14 protein-coding genes and 1 pseudogene are annotated in these 20,711 nt (G+C 70.5%); 10 read left to right on the top strand and 5 right to left on the bottom strand.

Translation table 11 applies throughout. The annotated features are described in order from the left end of the window. Window positions 1-360: 360 nt before the first annotated feature. The 3 genes from ACWDZ6_RS30990 to panD form a co-directional block, all read right to left on the bottom strand. Window positions 361-993, bottom strand: coding sequence for an aspartate/glutamate racemase family protein (locus ACWDZ6_RS30990; protein WP_451505478.1), 633 nt, complete (start codon window positions 991-993; stop codon window positions 361-363). 28 nt (window positions 994-1,021) lie between these two features. Further along, window positions 1,022-1,366 carry a GNAT family N-acetyltransferase gene (locus ACWDZ6_RS30985; protein WP_451505477.1) on the bottom strand — a complete coding sequence of 115 codons (345 nt, stop codon included), beginning with the start codon at window positions 1,364-1,366 and terminating at the stop codon, window positions 1,022-1,024. A 123-nt stretch (window positions 1,367-1,489) separates the two neighbouring features. Next, window positions 1,490-1,906: an aspartate 1-decarboxylase gene (gene panD, locus ACWDZ6_RS30980; RefSeq protein ID WP_451505476.1), complete on the bottom strand. Its 417-nt coding sequence runs from the start codon at window positions 1,904-1,906 to the stop codon at window positions 1,490-1,492. A 390-nt stretch (window positions 1,907-2,296) separates the two neighbouring features. Here panD and ACWDZ6_RS30975 point away from each other — a divergent pair, with 390 nt between their 5' ends. From ACWDZ6_RS30975 to ACWDZ6_RS30960, 4 genes are all read left to right on the top strand, one after another. Beyond that, window positions 2,297-2,794, top strand: coding sequence for a three-helix bundle dimerization domain-containing protein (locus ACWDZ6_RS30975; protein WP_451505475.1), 498 nt, complete (start codon window positions 2,297-2,299; stop codon window positions 2,792-2,794). A gap of 6 nt (window positions 2,795-2,800) precedes the next feature. Further along, window positions 2,801-3,829 carry a polyphosphate kinase 2 family protein gene (locus tag ACWDZ6_RS30970; protein ID WP_451505474.1) on the top strand — a complete coding sequence of 343 codons (1,029 nt, stop codon included), beginning with the start codon at window positions 2,801-2,803 and terminating at the stop codon, window positions 3,827-3,829. 63 nt (window positions 3,830-3,892) lie between these two features. Further along, window positions 3,893-6,613 carry a cation-translocating P-type ATPase gene (locus ACWDZ6_RS30965; protein WP_451505473.1) on the top strand — a complete coding sequence of 907 codons (2,721 nt, stop codon included), beginning with the start codon at window positions 3,893-3,895 and terminating at the stop codon, window positions 6,611-6,613. 133 nt (window positions 6,614-6,746) lie between these two features. Beyond that, the gene (locus tag ACWDZ6_RS30960; protein WP_451505472.1) at window positions 6,747-8,564 is read left to right on the top strand and encodes a SulP family inorganic anion transporter; all 1,818 of its coding nucleotides are present in this window, start codon (window positions 6,747-6,749) and stop codon (window positions 8,562-8,564) included. A 118-nt stretch (window positions 8,565-8,682) separates the two neighbouring features. On the opposite strand, the gene ACWDZ6_RS30955 is transcribed toward ACWDZ6_RS30960, so the two are convergent. Further along, entirely contained in the window at window positions 8,683-10,023 is a 1,341-nt protein-coding gene (locus tag ACWDZ6_RS30955; RefSeq protein ID WP_451505471.1) for a diacylglycerol/lipid kinase family protein, read from the bottom strand. A gap of 234 nt (window positions 10,024-10,257) precedes the next feature. Here ACWDZ6_RS30955 and ACWDZ6_RS30950 point away from each other — a divergent pair. Continuing rightward, window positions 10,258-10,476, top strand: a pseudogene (locus ACWDZ6_RS30950) (hypothetical protein); the annotation flags it as partial. Window positions 10,477-10,509: 33 nt separating this feature from the next. On the opposite strand, the gene ACWDZ6_RS30945 reads toward ACWDZ6_RS30950, so the two are convergent. After that, complete coding sequence (locus ACWDZ6_RS30945; protein ID WP_451505481.1) at window positions 10,510-11,058, bottom strand: DoxX family protein; 549 nt, start codon at window positions 11,056-11,058, stop codon at window positions 10,510-10,512. Between the two features lie 192 nt (window positions 11,059-11,250). Between ACWDZ6_RS30945 and ACWDZ6_RS30940 the strand changes: the two genes are divergently transcribed. The 5 genes from ACWDZ6_RS30940 (at window position 11,251) to ACWDZ6_RS30920 (ending at window position 20,704) form a co-directional block, all read left to right on the top strand. Then, the gene (locus tag ACWDZ6_RS30940) at window positions 11,251-11,673 is read left to right on the top strand and encodes a DUF350 domain-containing protein (protein WP_326653972.1); all 423 of its coding nucleotides are present in this window, start codon (window positions 11,251-11,253) and stop codon (window positions 11,671-11,673) included. Window positions 11,674-11,771: 98 nt separating this feature from the next. Next, window positions 11,772-12,731 (top strand): alpha/beta hydrolase, encoded by a 960-nt coding sequence (locus tag ACWDZ6_RS30935; RefSeq protein WP_451505470.1) that lies wholly within the window; start codon window positions 11,772-11,774, stop codon window positions 12,729-12,731. Beyond that, window positions 12,728-14,794, top strand: coding sequence for a vWA-MoxR associated conflict system protein (locus tag ACWDZ6_RS30930; protein ID WP_451505469.1), 2,067 nt, complete (start codon window positions 12,728-12,730; stop codon window positions 14,792-14,794). The genes ACWDZ6_RS30935 and ACWDZ6_RS30930 overlap by 4 nt, the downstream gene beginning before the upstream one ends. After that, complete coding sequence (locus ACWDZ6_RS30925) at window positions 14,791-15,726, top strand: AAA family ATPase (protein ID WP_451505468.1); 936 nt, start codon at window positions 14,791-14,793, stop codon at window positions 15,724-15,726. The genes ACWDZ6_RS30930 and ACWDZ6_RS30925 overlap by 4 nt, the downstream gene beginning before the upstream one ends. Next, window positions 15,719-20,704, top strand: a complete 4,986-nt coding sequence (locus ACWDZ6_RS30920; RefSeq protein ID WP_451505467.1) for a NaeI family type II restriction endonuclease — start codon at window positions 15,719-15,721, stop codon at window positions 20,702-20,704. The genes ACWDZ6_RS30925 and ACWDZ6_RS30920 overlap by 8 nt, the downstream gene beginning before the upstream one ends. Window positions 20,705-20,711 lie beyond the last annotated feature (7 nt).

Raw genomic sequence — 20,711 nt, 5'->3', positions numbered from 1 at the left:
GGGGGGGCCCCCCCACACCACCCGGGCCCCGGGGGGGCGGCCCCCGGGGGGGCGGCCCCCCCCGCCCCCGGGCCCCCGCGGGCGGTTCAGCCCGCCGGTCCCGGCGCGGGCTCCGGCTCCGGTACGGGGTCGGGGTCAGGGCCCGGCGGCCTCGGAATGGGGTCGGGCGCGGGTCCCGGCGGGGGCGAGGGAGTCGGCACCGGGCCGGGCAGCGGACCGGGATCGGGTCCGGGCGGGCCCGGCGTCGGGACCGGCGAAGGGGGTACGGGCGGCTGGGTCATGCCTGCCTCCAGAACGGTACGGAGTGGTGCGTTCCCAATGTCTCCCGTTGCGCGTGCCCACGCGCGCCGCGTCCACGCGTCATGATCGGGACGCGACTGCCTCCGCGGCCGCCCGCAGCCCTTGCCGGGGACTGGAGAGGACCGGGACAGCCGTCCTCGTACGGTCGGCGGCGCCCGCCATCGAGGCCTGGGCCAGAACGATGACATCCGCCTCGCGCACCGCGTCGACGGCGGCGGCCACCGCGTTCAGAAAGCCGTCGCGGTCGCCCGCCTCGAAGCGCTCCCAGGCACCGTCGACGAGCAGCGTGCGCAGGTCGACGCGACGGCCCGCGGCCTCTTCGCGGATCAGCGCGGCAGTCGGGTCCAGGGTGCTCTGCACGGTCGCGACCACGACGACACGCCCCTTTCCGGCCGCCGCCGCGGCCATCGGACGGTCGACCCGCAACACCGGTACGCCCAGGTCGGCGGCGCATGTCTCGGCGACGCCACCGATCGTGGAGCAGGTGCACAGCACCGCGGTCGCACCCTCGGCGACGGCTCCGGCGATCACGGCCGCGACTGCGGGTGCGACCGCCGCGGGGCCTGCCTCGCGAGCCCTTTCCAGTAGGTCCTCGTGGACGAGGTGACGCAGCGCGAGCCCCGGGTGGTCCTCGTCCCGCAGGGCCTCGAAGACGGGGACGTGGACCGGGGAGGTGTGCAGCAGCGCCAGCATGACCGGCATGCTAACGCCGCTGCTGCGGTCACCAGAGCCGCGGATTCGCCTTCAGCTGCTCCTGCGCGGCCCGCACCGGACCGGCCGGGGCCTCGGGGGCCTCGTCGGGGTGGCGGCGGGCCCACTCGGCGGCGTACGGACACAGCGGTACGACGGGAACGCCCTCACGTGCCGCCATCGCGTAGAACTCCCGTACCAGCGCGCTCGCGACGCCCTTGCCCTCGTGCCCCGGCTCCACCACGGTGTGCACGGCGACCAGGGCGGCCGGGGGCGTGTCGAGGGTGAAGTAGACGATGCGTCCTGCGACTTGGCCGTCCTCGTACGCCTCGCGGAGTCCCTCCGGACGGTTGTCGCGGATATCGGGATCTGCCATGGCGGGTGCCTCCTTCGGGCGGGCAGGACTTCGGGGAACGATCACACGGCGGCACGTCGGCGTACGGCGACACGTCGGCGTGCTGATCGGACGCCGACGTGCTGATCGGACGTCGGCGTGCGGTCAGACGACGGCGTGCGGGCTGCGTTCCGTCCGGCTGCCGGGCACCGGTGCGGAGGCATCCGAGCCGAGGGCGACGATCCGGTTCTCCGTGTCGACATGGACGACGCTGGGCACCAGGGTGCGCGCCTCGGCGTCGTCGACCTGGGCGTAGCTGATCAGGATCACCAGATCGCCGGGGTGCACAAGGTGGGCGGCCGCGCCGTTGATACCGATGACTCCCGAGCCGCGCTCGCCCTCGATGACGTACGTCTCCAGCCGGGCGCCGTTGGTGATGTCGACGATGTGGACGAGCTCGCCGGGGAGCAGATCGGCGGCTTCCATCAGCGCGGCGTCGACGGTGACCGAGCCGACGTAGTGCAGATCGGCCTGGGTCACGGTGGCCCGGTGGATCTTGGACTTGAACATGGTACGCAACATCGAGGCACTCCCGAATCTATGCTCCCTGCCTGCTTTTTTTGCAGGTCAAGGGCGGTTTCCATACCCAATCACGAGTCGGGTCCCCGGGCAGATTCACGAGGTTTTCAGGACTCATGCTGACCGATTGCCGACTTGTCCGACACCACGTCAGTTGGGTGCGGAGGCGCTGTCGGCAGCCTTCCGCCCCACCCACGTGGACCGCACCAGCCTACGCAACCACTCCTGGGATGCCCAGCCGCGGGTGGGAGCGGGCGACCGTGACCGCCCCCGGCCTCAGGGGGCGATCTTGCCCAGGCGGGCAGACAATGAGCGCCAGGGACCCGCTCGCGGCTGTGGCGGGATGTGTGGTTCTGCGGTCTGGAGGTCGTGGGACATGGGTTCGGTGCGGCCATGACGGTCGAAGAGCAGACACCTCAAGTCGGCGCATGCCTCCCCGTCGAGGGCTCGCGTCGCTGCCCCGGGCCGGTGGAGCGCGCCGATCCCGCAGGGCCGCCGGACCTCCCGACACCCGGCTCGCACCACGAACTCGTGTCCATCCGGAACTTGGTGGCACGGCTGAGTGCTGCCTACCCCTCGGTCGACGCGGTCACCGTCGAGGCGACGGTCAGGACCGCGTACGACTCGTTCCACCGGGCCAGGGTCAGAGCCTACGTCCCGATCCTGGTCGAACGCCGGTCCCGGAGGGTGCTCGGTGCCGCCTGCCGCACCGCTCCCGGACAGGCAATCGACGACAGGGCGGCTGAGGCCGGCCCGGAGCCGGACGCAGCCGCCCCCGCGGGTGGCGGAGGCCGTGAACGCTCCCACGGCCCCGGAAGCGGTGAGGAGCGGGCCGTGACCGTCCTGTCCCCCGAAACGCGCCGTGCTCACCCCCGACCAGCGAAGGACTGATAGGCGATGTCGGACGAGAGAGCGGAACGCATCGCGGATTTCATCGAGCCACTACGGGTGGAACCGGGGTCGAAGGTGCGCCTGGACCGGGACTTCGATCCTCGCTACAAGGCCGGTCTGAAGAAGCGGGACGGGATCGAGCTGCTGCGGAACGGGGTGTCGTTGCTGGCCGAGTACCAGGAGCGGCTGGCTGCCCAGGACACGTATGGCGTGCTGCTCTGTCTCCAGGCACTCGACGCCGGAGGCAAGGACGGGACGATCCGCCACGTGATGAGCGGCGTCAACCCCCAGGGCGTACGGGTCAGCAGCTTCAAGGTGCCCTCCACCGAGGAACTCGACCACGACTACCTGTGGCGTTACGCCCGGCGGCTGCCCACGCGCGGCGAGATCGCCATCTTCAATCGCTCGCACTACGAGGAGGTTCTCGTCGTGCGAGTCCACCCCGAGAACCTGGTCCGGCAGAAGCTGCCGGAGAACGCACGTGGGCCGGGCCTGTGGGACCGGCGCTACCGGGAGATCAACCACTGGGAGCGCTACCTCACGGACAACGGGTTCACAGTGGTGAAGATCTTCCTGAACCTGTCCAAGGAGGAGCAGCGCACCCGTTTCCTGAAGCGGATCGACCTGCCGGAGAAGAACTGGAAGTTCTCCGCGGCCGACGTCCGGGAACGGCGCCGGTGGGACGACTACCAGGACGCGTTCTCCGAAATGCTGTCGGCCACGAGTACGAAGTGGGCGCCGTGGTACGTCGTGCCGGCGGACCGGAAGTGGTTCGCGCGGATCTGCGCGGCTGCGGTCCTCGCGAACGCCCTGATGGACATCGATCCTCAGTACCCCGACGTGGGGGAAGAGGCGCGGAAGGATCTGCTCGTCACCAAACGGGAGCTGGAGCAGGAAGCCCCCGCCGGGGCCCCGGCCGATCCGTACGCCGACCGGCATCCGTCGGCCGCGCGAGCCACTGGGCGGAGGGACGGTCCGACGGCGAACAGGCGCACGTCCGGCGCCGGGCGGCCGAAGAAGAAGCAACGCGGCTAGGACCCTGTCGGACCGGCGCGCGACCGGTCCGGACGATCCGCGGCCACGGATCGGAGGCAGACGATGACGGTGCGTTCGGATTCCGTGGGAGGACAGCCTCGGCCTTCGGGGGACGGCTGGTACACCCGCGCTCCCGAGGAGGTCGTGGCCGCGTTCGGCGTCGATCCGGCGGTCGGTCTCTCCGCGGCCCGTGCCGCGGAACTCCTGACCACGCACGGCCCGAACTCGCTGCCCGAGGAGAAGCGAACTCCGGCCTGGCGCCGGTTTTTCCAGCAGTACCGCAGTTACATGCAGATCGTCCTCGTGGCCGCGGCGGTCGTCTCGCTGCTCATCAAGGAGTGGACCACCGCGATCCTGCTGATCGTCCTGACCCTGCTGAACGCGGTCGTGGGCCTGCGCCAGGAGGGCAAGGCCGAGAGCGCGATGAACGCGCTGCAGTCGATGATGAAGGCGACGGCGCGGGTGCGCAGGGACGGGACGGAGGCCGAGATCCCCGCCGAACAGCTTGTCGTCGGCGACATCGTGCTCATCGCCGCCGGGGACCAAGTGGCGGCGGACGGACGCATCATCGAGGCCAGTGCCCTGCAGATCGACGAGTCGGCGCTCACCGGCGAGAGCGTCCCTGCCTCGAAGGACACCCGTACGCTGCCGGGCCCCCGGCCGGCACCCGGCGACCAGACGAATATGGCGTTCATGAACACCCCGGTCACCCATGGCAGCGGCGTACTCGTCGTCACCGCGACCGGCGCCGGAACCGAAGTCGGCAAGATCTCCAGGATGCTGTCGGCCACCGAGAAGGAGGTACCGCCGCTCACCAAGGAGCTCGACACCCTGACGCTGTGGATCACGGGGGCGGCGGGCTTGACCATGATCGTGATGTTCGCCCTGGGGCGGCAACGGGACCAGGCCTGGGACGTCCTGTTCGTCAGCGCGGTCTCGCTGGCCATCGCCGCCATCCCCGAGGCTCTGCCGACCGTGACCCAGGCGATCCTGTCCGTCGGCAGCCTCAACCTGGCGAAGCGGAACGCCATCGTCAAGGAACTGCCGTCGGTCGAGACCCTGGCGTTCACGTCGGCGATCAACTCGGACAAGACCGGCACCCTGACGATGAACCAGATGACCGCCGTCGAAGTGGTGAGTCCCACCGACCGGTACACCGTCTCGGGCACGGGTTACGGGCTCGACGGGAAGATCCACCATGCCGCAGGTTCCTCCGCGGGCATCGAGGACGCGATCCTGCCGTATGTGGTGGCCAGCGACGCGAAGCTGGTGGACGGCGAGGTGGTGGGCGATCCCACCGAGGGCGCGCTGCTGGTGCTCGCGCACAAGGCCGGGCTGGACATCGAAGCCACCAGGGAAGGCCTTCCCCGGCTCGCCACGCTGCCGTTCGACCCGGACTACAAGTTGATGGCCACCTTCAATTCAGCGGTCGACGCCTCCGGGCGGCAGGTCGTCCGATGCTTCGTCAAAGGAGCGGTCCCGGCGGTGGTGGCGCGGGCCGCCACCGCGCTCGCGGCGGGCGAGACCATCCCGTGGGACGCCGAACTGGTCTCGCGTGCCGAGGCGCAGACCGAACGGATGGGCGGCGAGGGGCGCCGGGTGATGGCCGCGGCCACCCGTGATCTGGACCCGGCCGGCTTCGATCCGGACGGCGACCTGCTCGCGCACGTCACCGAGCTGCGGATGACCAGTCTCGTCGGCATGGTCGATCCGCCCCGCGAGGACGCCAGGGCCGCCGTGGCCGGCGCCCAGGCGGGGCACATCCGGGTCCGCATGGTGACCGGTGACGACGTCACCACCGGTGCGGCGATCGCCCGGCAGCTCGGTATCCCCGGCGAGGCGGTCCTCGGCACCGATTTCGCCGCCATGAGCGAGGACGAGCAACTCGCCCGCATCGACGGCATCGGTGTGGTGGGGCGCGTCGCGCCGGAGCACAAGGTGCTGCTCGCCCACACGCTCAAGAAGAAGGGCGATGTCGTGGCGATGACCGGGGACGGCGTCAACGACGCGCCCGCCATCAAGGCCGCCGATATCGGTATCGCCATGGGCAGCGGCACGGACGTGGCGAAAAACGCCGGACGCATGATCCTCTCCGACGACAACTTCGCCACCATCGTCTACGCCGTGGAGCAGGGCCGGAGAATCTACGACAACCTCACGAAGTACATCCGGTTCGTACTGCTCCTGCTGGTCACCTTCGTGCTGACCTTTCTCGGGGCCACCGTCTTCAACATCGCCGCCGGTGAGCCCTTCACCCCGCCGCAGGTGCTGTGGATCCACTTCGTGGTCAACGCCTCCTTCGGCTTCGCGCTCGGCTTCGACCGGGAGAGCCCCGGGCTCATGCGACGCAGGCCGCGTCCGCGAGGGGAGTCGGTGCTCACCCGGCCCGTACTGGTCACGGTCGGAGTCGGCGGGCTGGCGATCACCGTCATCCTGCTCGGACTGATCCAGCTCGGTCAGGCCCACGTCGACAGCGTCCGGACCGGTCAGTCGATCGCGTTCACCGCCTTCGCCCTCTGCCTGATCGTGGCCGCGTTCGAGTGCCGCAGCGAGACGGATTCGGTGCTGACGACGTCCACCTTCGACAGCAAGCAGATGAACTGGGTGGCACTGGCCCAGTTCGTGCTCGCCGTGCTGGTGACCCAGATGGACGGCTTCCGTCGCATCCTCGGGACGACCCAGATCGACGCGCGGCAGTTCGGCTGGGCTCTGCTGGCCGCCCTCACGCTCCTGCTCCTGTGGGAACTGGGCAAGCTCCTGGCCCGTCGGTCGAGAGGCACCTGATGCGCCGACACTTCGCCGCCCTCATACGGGCCTCACCATTCGCGTGCCGCCCTCTGCCGTGCGCGAACTCCCGACTCCCCTGGTGCCGGCCGGAGAGGACCGGGAGCAGTGAGGCAGAACGGAAGGACGGTCTGTGACAACCCAGCACAAGAGCCGCAAGCCTCTCTCCCGGTTGCGGGCTGTTCCCGGGATCCGTGCAGTGTCGTCCTACCGGCGCGAGTGGCTGGTCAAGGACCTGGTTGCGGGAGTCGTCCTGACCACGCTCCTGGTGCCGCAGGGCATGGCGTACGCCGAGTTGGCGGGCCTGCCGCCCATCACCGGCCTGTACACGACGATTCTCTGTCTGCTCGGATACGCGGTCTGCGGGCCGTCCCGGATCCTGGTGCTGGGCCCCGATTCCTCGCTGGGGCCGATGATCGCCGCCACCGTGCTGCCCCTGGTGGCGGCCGACGGGGATCCCGGCCGGGCGGTCGCGCTGGCGTCGATGCTCGCGCTCATGGTGGCGACCATCATGATCCTGGCCTCGGTGGCGAAGCTCGGTTTCATCGCCGACCTGATCTCCAAACCGACGATGATCGGCTATATGAACGGCCTGGCCCTGACCATTCTGATCGGTCAGCTGCCCAAACTGCTCGGCTTCAAGGTCGAGGCGGACAACCTGATCGGCGAGTGCGTCGGCTTCGTGCAGAAACTCGCCGACGGGGCGGCGGTGCCGGCCGCCGCCGCGGTCGGCGGCTGCGGGATCGTCCTGATCCTGGTCCTGCAGCGCCTCCTGCCGAAAGTCCCCGCGGTGCTCGCGATGGTGGTCCTGGCGATCGCCGCGACCACCGTCTTCGACCTGGGGAACCACGGCGTCGGCCTGGTCGGAGAACTGCCCGAGGGCTTCCCGCCGTTCACGATCCCCGATGTGCGGCCCGCCGACCTACCGCTGCTGCTCGGCGGTGCGCTGGGCATCGCCCTGGTGTCCCTGGCCGACACGATCTCCAACGCGTCGGCCTTCGCAGCCCGCACCGGGCAGGAGGTCCGCGGCAACCAGGAGATGGCGGGGGTCGGTGTGGCCAACCTGGCGGCCGGTCTCTTCCAGGGCTTCCCGGTCAGCACGAGCGGATCCCGTACGGCGGTGGCGGAGCGCGCGGGGGCCAGGAGTCAGCTCACCGGAGTCGTCGGAGCGGCGCTCATCGTCCTCATGCTCGTGCTGGCTCCGGGCCTGTTCCGCAATCTCCCCCAGCCTGCCCTTGCCGCCGTGGTCATCACCGCGTCACTGTCCCTGGCCGACGTCCCGGGGGCAGTACGGCTGTGGCGGCAGCGCCGGACGGAGTTCCTGCTGTGCTTCGCGGCCTTCGCCGGCGTGACCCTGCTCGGCGTGCTGCTCGGGATCGCCATCGCGGTGACCCTGTCCGTCCTCAACGTCTTCCGACGCATCTGGTGGCCGTACAACACCGTGCTGGGGCGGGTTCAGGACCTGGAGGGCTACCACGACGTCCGCTCCTACCCGCAGGCCGGGCAGCTGCCGGGCCTGGTGATCTACCGGTTCGACGCCCCGCTCATCTTCGCCAACGCCAAGGCCTTCCGCGACGAGATCCTGCGACTGGCCGACACGGACCCGCGGCCGAGCTGGATCGTGGTCGCGGCGGAGCCCATGACCGACGTGGACACCACCGCCTCCGACGTCCTGACGGAACTCGACGAGACGCTCAACGCAGACCACGTGCACCTCGTGTTCGCCGAGCTCAAGGACCCCGTGCGGCGCAAGATCGAACGGTACGGGCTCACCCGCACCATCGACCCCCGGCACTTCTTCCCCACCGTGGAGGCCGCCGTCGCCGCCTTCCGCCTGCGCACCGGGGCGGAGTGGACGCCCGTCACCACCGCCGAACAGCCCGCCCGGCCCGAACCCGACGCCGCTGCTCCGCCGCCCACCGCTGCTCCTCCGCCCGGCAACGAGCAGTGACCGCCCTCCGGATGGGAGAAATCCGGTGGTCTCCCGGACGACGAACCCGGGCGTCGCCGCACCAGTACCGCACCCGTACCGCACGCCGTTCGTCCCCCGGACCGACACCCGCCGTTGATCAAGCGGCACCGCGCCCTGCCGCGACCCGCCCCATCGTCAGCGCCAGACGACGCACCCGGCGCCAGTCCATCGGCGGCGCGGCGTGCGGCACGCCGGGCCGGTGCCGGGGCACGCGCACGCGCAGAGCGCCGGACGCGAGACGGCAGTGCACCGGAGTAGGCAGCATCAAGGCCTCGCCGTCGACACCGGCCGGGATGACGGGAGCGTCGGCGTCGACGACGACTTCTCGGGCGGTGACCTCGGTCAGCCCGCGGCCCTGCCCGCCGAGCAGCAGGAGCTCCGTCGCTTCGGCGGCGTTGTCGACGGCGACACCGAGCAACCCCAGCTCGCCGGAGTCCAGACGCTCTCGGCGCCCCAGTCCCGCCGGATCGCCGCTCTCATAGGGGTTGTTGCTCACCAGCACGGCCTGGGTACCGTCCATGGTCAGCGAACCGGCACGGACACTCAGCCGCGCGCCGCTGCGGCGAGTCAGCAGATCCGGCAGCATCTCCAGGATGGTGCGGGCCTTGTCCTCGCGATAGGCGGGACTCTGCACGACTTCTGCGTACACGCCGAACGAGGCGTTGTTGATGAAGGCGCGCCCCGCGCCTCGGTCCGCAGGATCTCCCGCATGGAGGTAGCCGAGGTCGACGCGCAGTTCGACGCCGTCGGTCAGTGCCTCCAGACACCTGGAGGGATCCTGCCGGTCCAGGCCCAGATCCATGGCGAAGTGGTTGCGGGTGCCGGCGCTGATCACCATGAAGGGAATGTCGTGCGCTGCGGCCACACCGGCGACCAAGGCCTGCGTACCGTCACCACCCGCGACGCCGAGCAGGTCGGCTCCACCCCGGACGGCCCGCCGCGCCAGCTCGGCCACATCCTGCCGCCGGTCCGGATCCAGCACGACGACCTCGGCCCCGAGTGCCCTGGCTCGCTCCGCCAGATGAAACCTCTCGACCTTTCCGCCACCTGAGCGCGGATTCATGATCAGGAACGGTCGCGCGGCCCGGCTGACGGAGCGCTCCGGCATGCTCGGTGCGGTGTCTTCGACAAGTGCGGCCTTGCCTGCGGAAACAGCCAGCACCCACAGGCCGAGCGAGACCAGCACGACCCACAGCAGCCCGGCAGCCGCGTACAGAACCAGGACACCGAGCGGCGCGGCGACCACCAGCAGCACGGCCAGCACCCTGATCCAGCCGGTGTGGGTGAGCATCCACCACGCGCCGGCCGCCGTGAGCGCCAGCCCTGCCCACCCCACCCCCATGAGCACGAGGCTTCCCAGCCCGGCGAAGACCACCAGCACCAGAAGCGCCGCTGTGCCCGCCGCCAGGGCCAGTCGCGCGGTCCAGCGCCTGCTCATGGGACAACCTCCAGCCGCTTCACCGAGTACCGGACAGGAATCTCGACCACTGCGCGCCTGGTGAGCCGACTTCCCGTGGAGATGGACGTCCGCAGGCATCCACTTCAGGGTACGAGCGGGCACCCTGCACGGCATGTCCATCGTGGACGTCTGATCGGCCGCTGGGGATGCGATGGGGCCGGCTCATTGGTGACTCGGGAGTGGCCCGCACAGCACCTTCCGTTCCAGTGCTCTTTGCAACACCCCGGTTCAGGGGATGGCAGGGACTTCGAGATCAGCAGTGTTCGGACGGTAACCCAAGGCCGCCGGCAACTGGTGCGTGAGCGGGAGGACTCCCAGCTCATGCAGCAGGGCCTGAGCGACAACGAGGCGGGCCGGATCACCGGTATCAACCCGAAGACCGGGCGGCGATGGCGCAACGGCCGCAGCGCCGACCACAAGCAGACGGCGAGCGCCGGCCTCTTCAGCCGCCACCCCGGGTACGGGCTACTCCCCGGCGGCGTCCGTGCGGCCCTCGCCGGACTGCGCGGCGGACTGCCTCGTGGCCCGCTTGCCCAGCACCGCGGCCGCGGCGAGCGCGCTGCCGAGGAAAGCCACGGCCACCACCCACGGCTGGTCGAAGCGGTGATCGGTCGCGTGGTCGAGGGAGTAGCGGCCGGCCCCGGCGAGTCCGATGGCGGCCGAGGTGAAGCCCAGGAAGGCCGGGTACTCGAAGCCTCCGGCCTGGTTGAAGAACCCGGCGGGCACGTGCACCGCCACCGCGCCGGCCATGGCGCCCGCGGCCGCGGCACCGGCCGCCGGGGTGGCCAGGCCCAGCGCGAGCAGTGCGCCACCGCCCGCCTCCCCGAGCCCGGCGGCGACGGCGCTCTCGCGGCCCGGGTGGAATCCCATGGCCTCCATGCCCTTTGCCGTGGCGTCCAGCCCGCCACCCCCGAACCAGCCGAACAGCTTCTGCGAGCCGTGTGCCGCGAGGACCGCGCCGGTGCCGACGCGCAGTACGAGCAGTCCGAGGTCACGTCGGTTGATGCAGGCCATGGAGGTCTCCCGGATCGGACACGGTGGGGTGGAGGGCGTACGGGATCCACTCTCACCCGGTTCGGGCCGCCGTCCCCGTACTGCTGCGCCGTACGGGTGATGCGGGCTCGTGATCCACTGGCCGGAACCATGCGGTACATTTTGCGCGCCCTTGACCAGCGTCAACTACTCGACATGGAGACCGGCCCCTCAATGAGTGACATCGTCAACGGACTTGGCCGCGCGAGCGCGTACGGCGCCCTCGGTGTGGTCCTCCTGATCCTCGGCATAGTCCTGATCGACGTGCTGACGCCCGGGAAGCTCGGCAGGCAGATCTGGGAGGACCGCAACCGCAACGCCGCGCTGCTGCTCAGCTCGGCTCTGCTCGGTATCGGCGGCATCGTGTTCACGTCGATCTGGACGACCTACGACAACTTCGGCAAGGGTCTCGCCTCCACTGCCGCCTTCGGCCTGCTGGGCCTGGTGATGATGGCTGTGGCGTTCCTGGTGGTGGACCTGGTCACGCCGGGCAAGCTCGGCGCGACGCTGGTCGAGGTGGAGCCGCACCCGGCGGTGTGGGTGACCGCGTCCTGCAATCTCGCCGTGTCCGCGATCGTCTCGGCGTCCATCGCCTGAGGTCGGCAAAGAGAGCGGATACACACCGCGATCAGCAGGCCGGTTGATATTCTCGGAGCTCGCCCGGGGCACCCGGGCGGGGGCTTTCGGGGGGAATCATGAAGCCGCGTCTGGTGTTTGTGCACGGCATCGGCGGTCCGCGGGACGCCGCCGCCGAACTGGACGCCTGGTTACGCGCGTTGGCCGACGGCGCCCGCTCCGCGGGCCATTCGCGCCGGGTCCTGGATCTGGTGCAGGGCTGGGCGGCGGATGCCCGATTCGCGTACTACGGCGATCTGTTCCGTTCGAGCGGCGCCCAGGGTGCGAGGGGCGGCCCCGAGTCGGACGAGGAGACGCGGCTGGTCGGCCAGTGGCTGCTGGAAGCCGTCGCCGAACGGCTGGCCGAGCCCGGCACCGACGAAGAGGTGCGCATGCTGCGCCATGCCCGGGCCCAACTCGTCCCCGAAGGCTCGCCGCAAGGCCTCGGTGAGGCCGGCCGGCATGTGCTCAACGCCGCGAACACGCTGCTGTCGCTGCCCGGGCTGCGCACCTTCGGCGGCTGGGCCGGCGCCCAGCTGATGGTCCTCCAGCTGCGCCAGGTGGCCCGCTATCTTCGCCGCGCCGAACCGGACGAGGAGGGCCTGACCCTCGACACACGCATCCGCCGCCGCGTCGGGGAGGCACTGGACCCCGCCGGGCCCACCATCGTCGTCGCCCACTCTCTGGGCACCGTCGTATCGCTGGAGACGCTGCACACATACCAAGGGCGCGTGCCACTGCTGGTCACCCTCGGTTCGCCGATGGGGATGCGCACGGTGGTGCAGCCCAAGGTGCGCCCGCAGCCGTTGCGGGTGCCCGGCACGGTCGACCGGTGGCTCAACTTCTGGGACCGGGACGACTTCATCGCGGGACGGCCGCGGCTGGAGAAGTTCGTACGACCCAATGACCGGTCCGTACTGCCCATCAGCAGGCGCATCGACTCCGACGGCGTGTGGGTGCACCCCGCCGCCAAATATCTCGCGCAGCCCGCCGTCGCCGGACCGGTCGTCGAGGCGATCGAGGCAGCCTCGATCACATGACAGCGCCGACTCCTCGCCGCCACACTCTGGTCATCGCGCCGCAGTGCGCGGAGTTGGGGCTGCTCGACGGTCTGGAAGAGGTGGCGCGGTCTCTGCACGGCTCGTTCACGGACCGCTGGACGGGCGGGTGCACTCCGGCCACCGCGTCGTCACTGCTGTACGGCCCGACCGTCGGCCAGGCGCAGATCGAGGCCGCGATCCGCGGCGCTGCCCAGCGGGCGGGCGAAGCGGGTGCGGTGCTCGTCCTCGCCTTGATCGGCCACGGCATCACGCCCGGCCACAACCCCACGCTGTATCTGATGGCGGGCGACTCGCGGGCCGATGTGATCGGCTCCGCGGTCAACGTCGGGGAGCTGCTGACCCAGGTCCTGGAGACACCGGGACTGCCCGGCGTGATCGCGCTTGTCGACACCTGCCACGCCGGGGGCGCCACGCCTGACCTCAAAGCGCTGGACGCCGGGTTGCGCCAGGGCGCGACCCGGTTCTCGCTGCTGATGTCCGTCGGTGCCGCGCAGACCGCGTACCGGCTCGGCTTCACCCGGGGCCTCGTCCATGTGCTCGCCGAAGGCATCAGCGGCGCGGGCGAGTTCCTGCGGCCCGCGGTCGTGCTCGATGCCGTACGGGACGCCGTGCCGGGCCAGGACGCGCGCCTCGTGGAGTACGACGGCGCGCAGTTCGGCGAACGCCCCTGGCTCGCGCGCAACGCCGGCCACCTCCTGCGGTCCGGGTCGGTGCTCGGGCCGCTGGCGACCGAGGAACTCGACCAGGCGCTGGAACCGCTCGGCGGCGCTGCCCTGCTGACCGCGCCCGTCACCGGTGCCGATGTGCTGGAGCGGCTGCGCGCCACCCTGCGCGAGCGTGCTCCGGGGAGCGCCGCCGAGCTGGCCTGGGCGCTGCGCGTCGTCGACGGCCTGCTCGACGGCCTGCGCACCATTGACCTGCTCACCTCCTGGCCGGGCCGGCCGCTTACGTCCGAGCGGCTGCGGCGTGCGATGTCGGCCGCGGCGGGCCGGTCCGGTGCACGGCTGCCGGACGCCTCGGGGAGCGAACTGCTGCGGGACGCCGTGGAGTACCTGCGACTGCGCGCCCCGCGTGTCGACGAGACGCGCACCACTCCTCTGGCGGCCTTCGTCGCGGCGCTCGCCACCGAGGACCAACCGGCCCCGGACAGTCCCCGGCTCACCGCCTGGGCGCACTCCGTCGGCGCGGAAGTCGAACTCAACGACGCCTTCGAGACGTTGCGGCAGCAGGGCACCAGATCGCGACTGCGACTGGTGGTGAGCCTGCATGCCGCGGTGGCCGACGAATGGCCTGAGACCCTCGAAGCCTGGCTTCTCGACCGCGGCGATGTGCACGCACACAAGGAGTTCGACTGCACCCCCGACCAGACCGGGGTCGAGCAGCGGCTGGTCGGCGTGCTGAAGTGGGCTTCCCTGCAGGCGAGAAGGACGGGAGTACGGCTGCAGCGGGTCGAGGTCGCCGCCTCCGCCGCGCTGCTGCTGCGCTGGCGGCCCGAGGAGACGGACTTCGGCGAGCGGCTCGGTGTCGCGTACGACGTCGTACTGCGCTGGAGCGAGCGGCTGTGCCCTCCGGACCATCTGTGGTGGATCAATGAACGGGCCAGGGAGAAGCTCGAGGCGATGAGCGCGTGCGGAGCGGGCGGCGCGCCCGTGGACTGGCTCGGCGAGCAGGAGACCGGACAGGCCCAGGAGCTCAGGAAGCGGCTCGGGCACGGCGCGTACGCGCGAGCGGTCGCCCTGGAGCACCGGCCGGCGCGGTTCGAGCAGGTGATGGAGGTGCTCCTGGCGTACGCCCCGATCGTGCTGTGGCCGGGCGGCGACGGCAGCGTGCCCGACAGGTCCCGGGACAGCCTCGACAGGTTCTGGCATCTGCTGCCCACGGAATTCAGCGAGGCCTACCGCCGCAGCTGGGGAAGCACGCCGGCCGAACCGGACGGCCGGGAACATCTGGCGCAGTGGCGCTCCGTGTGGCACGACGCCGAATGGCTCGACTTCTGCGACTGGTTCGAGCAGTTCACTACCGAGGGGGAGAACTCCGCATGACCTGGCAGCCTTTCTACGTCGGGGACGGCACGCCGCGCGATGTCGACCTCGGCGAGCCGCCTCCGTGGCGGAGCTTCCCCCGGCAGGCCCTGCACAAGCAGTTCCAGCCGCCGCCCGGTCTGGTCAAGGCGGTCAACGCCGCGCTGGCGCTGCGCCGGCCGCTGCTGGTGACGGGCGCGGCGGGTTCCGGCAAGTCCACGGTGATCGAGCAGGTCGCGGCGGAGCTGAAGCTCGGCGACGTACTGCGCTGGCACATCACCTCGCGAAGCACCCTTACGGAGGCGCTGTACCGGTACGACGCCCTGGGCCGCATCCACGCCCAGCGGCTCGACGGGCCCGGCGGCAGCGACGACATCTCGCCCTTCCTGCAGATGGGCCCGCTGGGCACGGCGCTCCTCCCGGCGGGGCGTCCGCGGGCGCTGCTGATCGACGAGATCGACAAGAGCGATCTGGATCTGCCGAGTGATCTGCTCGACGTGCTGGAGCGCGGCGAGTTCGAGATCCCCGAACTCGCCCGGTACAAGAGTGAGATCGTAGAGGTGCGCGAGTGGGACGGCGAGGCTCGCCGCCCGGTGGAGCGCGGGCTCGTCCAGTGCGACAGCTTCCCGTTCATCGTGATGACAAGCAACGGCGAACGGGACTTCCCCGCGGCCTTCCTGCGGCGCTGTATCCGCTACACCATGCCGCAGCCGACGGTCGACGCGCTACGCCGGGTGGTCGAGGCGCATCTGCGGATCGGTACGGATACGGAACGGTCCGGGGCCGTCGACCTGCTGATCGAGGCCTTCGTCGGGCGTGTAGCGGCGGGCGAGAGCCTGGCGATCGACCAGCTCCTCAACGCCGTACACCTGCTGAGCGGCGGCAGTGCTCCCGCCGGAGAGGACAAGCAGGAGGTCATGGACCTGGTCCTGCGCGAGCTGTCGCGTGCCTGAGGAGGCGTCGCTGGCGCGGGCGGTGGCGGCGCTGCGGGCCGCGGCGCCGGAGCTGGACGGGACTGCTTTGGCCGATGCGCTGTGGCTGGCGTCCCGGATGGCGGAGAACGGACAGGCAGAGGCGGTGTCCGGTGCGCCTTCGCCTGAACAGTCCACCGATGCGGTTCGCGAACCGGAGCCGGTGGCGGAAACTGCCGCGCCGTCGTCATCGGGTGCAGGAACCACTGCCCCCGAGCGTCCCCTGCACGAGCGGCTCGCCGGCGCGAGCTCGCGCATCCGGGGCGACGCGGTGGCCGCGTCACGGGCCGCGGGCCTGCCACTGGCGCTGGAGGTGACCCGCGCCCTGCGGCCGTGGAAGCGACCGTGGCGTCAGGGCCGTCGGGCCGCACTGGACATCGACGCCACGGTGGACGGCTATGCGCGCAGCGGGGAACTGATCCCGGCGTTCAACGCGGCGCCGGAGCGGTGGTTCGACCTCGTACTCGTGGTGGACCACTCCCCCGCGATGCAGGTGTGGCAGGAGACGATCGCCGACTTCGCCGGCGTACTTGACCGCCTCGGCGCGTTCCGTACGCTTCAGGTGCGCAATCTCGGCTTCGGGGACGACGGTCCCGAACTCCGTGACACAAACGGTCGGTTGACAGGCCCGGGACAGCTTCGGGCGCCCGATGCGCGTCGGCTGGTGGTAGCCGTGTCCGACTGCGCGGCACCGGGCTGGCGAGAGCCGACGGTGTGGCGGCAGCTGCGGGAGTGGTCGCTGTCGACGCCGGTCGCGCTGCTGAATCCCCTGCCGACGAAGCTGTGGCGCAGGACGGGTCTTGATCTGCCGACGGTGCGGGTCGCGCCGGGCGCTCCGGGATCGGTCAATTCACGTTTGGCCTTCGACCCACCGCCATTGCTGCCCGACGGGGACCAGGGCGCCTGGCTGCCCATCCCCGTGCTGTCGCTGTCCCCGCGCTCGCTGGACCGCTGGTCGCGGACACTGATGCGCGCGGCCCCGGAGGGATGCGGTGCGGTACTGGTCCCGCCCGGTGGCCGCACGGCGACTCGTCGCCGAGCTTCTCGCTCGCCGGCTGCCGACGCCCGTGCCGATGGCTTCCTGCGTACGGCTTCGCCCGCGGCGGCGCGACTGGCTGTGCTGTGCTCCGCCTTCGACAGGCTGAGCATGCGCCTGCTGCATCTCATCCGCCAGGAGCTGGTGCCCGAGGCGACAACGGCGGATGTCGCGGAGCTGCTCACCAGCGGGCTCTTCCCGCTCGGCACGGATCTCGGAGGAACGGTCGAGCTGGCCCTGCCCGAAGAGGTACAACGACGGCTGAGGCGGGAGCTCGCGGAGCACGACGTGTGGCGTATCAACCGGGCGCTGAGCCGGCATGTGTCGTCCCAGGGGGACGGAGGCGGGCAGCTTCCGTCGGTGGCGCACGACCCGGACGGAAGGACAGAACTTCCGGCGGAACTACAGCCGTTCGGGCAGGCGTCGCGGCGAACGCTGGAGCTGCTGGGGCTGCCGGCGGAGGTCCGCGAACCCCGTCGGGCGGGATCGGGAGGTCCGACGCCCACTCAACTTCCGCCAGAATCGTTGGAGTTCTTCATCGACCGGAGGAAACCCCTCCAGGAACTGCTGCGCATCCTCACACCGCACCAGTCCCCGGTGGTGTGCATCGGGGCCGACGGCGGTGCTCCCGGCGCCGGGAAGACCACGCTCGCCATCCGCGCTGCCCACCTGGTGAAGCAGCACTTCCCGGACGGCCAGCTCTTCGTGGACTTGCGGGGTTCAGGTTCCCGTCCGTTGGATCCGTCGTCCGTGCTGGTCGGCTTTCTGCAGGCTTTGGGCGTTCCGCTCGAATCGCTTCCGGCGGACCGGCACGAGCTCTCCGCTCTCTACCGGACGACCATGGCGGGGCGCCGTGTGCTGGTCGTACTCGACAACGCCCACGACGCCGCTCAAGTCGCTCCACTGCTGCCCGACACCGGCGCTCCCGGCTGTGCGGTCGTCGTCACCAGCAGGACGGCGATGCCGGACTGCGCCACGCACGTGGTCCAACTCGGCCCGCTGACTGACGAGTCCGGGGTCGCCCTGCTGAGCCGCCTCCTGGGGAAGAGGCGGAACTACCTGGCACTCGACGACGGCGTCGAAATTGTTCGGGGTTGTGGCGGATGGCCGCTGCCCATCACGCTGATCGCCAAGTGGATCGCCGTCGGAGGTACACCTCCTGCGAACCGGATCACTCTGGGGCTCAAGAGCACCGACCCCACCGATTCGGCTTTGGACGCCGCACTCAAGCTGCACTTCAGCCATCTGGACTCCGGGCTCGCGCGGGCCTTGATGCAGCTCGCGCTGATAGACACCGCGCAGCTGACGATTCAAGAGATCGCCGCCGTGCTCGACATGCCCCTCCGGTCGGCTGTCGAGACCGTCAACGAACTTGTCCTTCAGGGGCTGCTGGAGCGCTCCCCACTGCCAGATCGATACCCGTACCAATTCCACGACGAAGTACAGCGCTTCACCCGGCAGCGGGCCTGGGACGAGTCGGACGCCATGGAACGGCTCCTCAGCCTCTACTGCAGGGAGGCCGTGCGTGCCTGCGCGGCGGACCGCCCGGGTGATCTGCTCGCCGACCGCCTGGGGCTCGTCGGCTCCGACAAGGCCGCCGTCGCGAGGGGCACCGGCCTGGAGCGGCTCCTTGAAGAGTTGCCCCATGTGCTGACTGTGCTCTCCGCCGACGACGTCGGCCGCAGCGTCGCCCCGCGCATCCGGGCGAATCTGCTCCTGCTGCTCAAGGGTCTCGCAACCTCCCCCCTCCACGCGGCGCAGTACCGCGGCGCCGCGCTCACCATCTCCGACGACGCCATGACGGCCGGGGACGACGTGAGCCGTGCGAGGGCTCAGGTTGCCTTGGCCCACAGCCTTTTCTCAACGGGGCTGATGTCGGAGGCGCGGGCCGCCCTGGAGACGGCGGTTGGCGTGGAAGATCCCGCGACAGCAGGGATTGTCGCCCATCTCTTCGGGGCCATCGCGCAGCGGGAGGGCGACTACGCGCGCGCGGCGGACCACTACACACGGGCGCATGCCATCGCCGGTTCCTGCCGTGACCGCTTCGCGGAGGCATCGGCGCTCGACAGCCTTGCCCGGCTCCACCTGGAGCACGGGGCGCCCCCTCACGCGGTCGATGCGGCCACTCGCGGACTGGAGCTCCTGCGAGCATTGGGCATGTCACTCCGCGTCGCCGAGCTGCTGGGTGTGCTGTCCGACGCACACCACCGACTCGGCCATCACACCGAGGTGTTGGAGTGCCTCTCCGAGGCCGTGAGGCTGTTCCGGGAACATCGAAGTCACCAGGCCGTAGGCCTGGCGCTGCTGCGCATGGCCCAGACCCACCTGGACGTGGGCGATCTCGAGTCGGCGCACAGTGCCGCCCAGGCGTCGGCGTTGACACTCGTGCAGACCGGCAGCGCCTCACAGGAGGCGGAGGCCCTGACCGTACTGGGGCATATCCTCCATCGCTCGGGTGACAGGGACACCGCCCGACAGCGCTGGCGAGAGGCGCTGGCGCTCCTCCTGACGACCGGTGAGAGCGCCCGGGTAGCCGAGCTCCAAGAGCTGCTGGGGCCCGAGCAGGCGGAGCCGCCACCAGTCGCCGTCCAGGAACAACCCCGGCCCACGGTCGTCGCCGTCGACATCCAGGAACAACCCCGGCCCACGGTCGTCGCCGTCGACATCCAGGACTTCTCCACGTTCCGGAGCGCGGACCGACCGATCTTGCTCGATACGCTGGACGAGGTCCTGGCCGCTGTCGGCGTGGGCACGAGTCGGCGCAGGCCACGCTTCTGGGACGGCACGGTCGTCCTCGCCGTCGACGCGGACGTCCCGATCGCTCACATCCTGACCCGGCTGGTGGAAGACCTGCCGAGGGCTCTCGACGCCGTCAACGAACGGCGGGGCTCTCCCCGGCTCAGCGTGCGGGTCGCGGTACACGCCGGTGGCGTGAGGAGCGGGGTGTCAGGGCTTGCCGTGGACACGGCACTCAAGCTGCTCCGCTGCGATGACCTCGACAGCGTTGCACGAGCGTCGGGCGCTCCCCGCACGCTGTGTGTCTCCGCGACAGCCATGGAGGCCGCTCTGCGACACCCCGGCACAACTTTGTCGACGGAGCGTTTCGCGAAAATTCGCGTCACCGACGAGAGCGGCACGCTGAAAGCGTGGCTCCAAATCCCGGACCCCGGACCGCCGATGGACGAAGAACTCCAGCGCCTGCGCGAAGCGTTGCAGGCCGAGGATCCGGACGGACGCCGCCTGGCGAATGTGCTCAGGGACTGCATCGACAAGGCCCTCGACGGCCCCCGGACCGGTCGCTTCGACGTCGAAGAGCTGACGTCCTCCGAGCACGGCCACCTTTCCGAGTCCGTGGAACTGGCCGTACGCGAAGGGTTTGACCTGCCGGACATCCCATTCGACGTCCACTTCACGCTCTATGGGCCCCAGGGGTTGTTCTTGCCCGAGGCGCAGACCGGGCTCTCGCTCGCCCTGTACGCCAACGAAGGGAATTCCACGTGGTGGGCCGGGCTGATCCGGGCAGGGCACGGGTTGCCGGCAGACGCGGTCAACCATGACGGGAGAGCCCTCCCCCGTGATGCCGACCCTCGTGTGGAATGGCTCCATCGCAGAGCCGAGCTCCCGGAGAACCTCCTGTTGCACCTCCCCGAAGCAGACCGTACGGCGATCCTGTCCATGCCGACCGGCACCACCCGGATGTCCGAGCTCTTCAGGCGGGTGACCGGCCGCAGGATCACCACCGCCACGCTGCGTACGGTGACCGGACTGCGCGACATCTCCCGGCGGGTCCGCGAGGCGCGCCGCTTGCTCGACAGCGAAGGCATGATGATCCTCAGCCATCTGCCGGATGACCGTGAGCGCTGCCGCGAGTGGGGACTTCCGGTCGCTGAAGCGGGCGAGTGGGTGAGCGTTCGAAGGCCCTGACGGGGAC

Source organism: Streptomyces sp. NPDC002926 (assembly GCF_053591755.1).
This window is presented reverse-complemented; position numbering and strand designations above follow the sequence as displayed.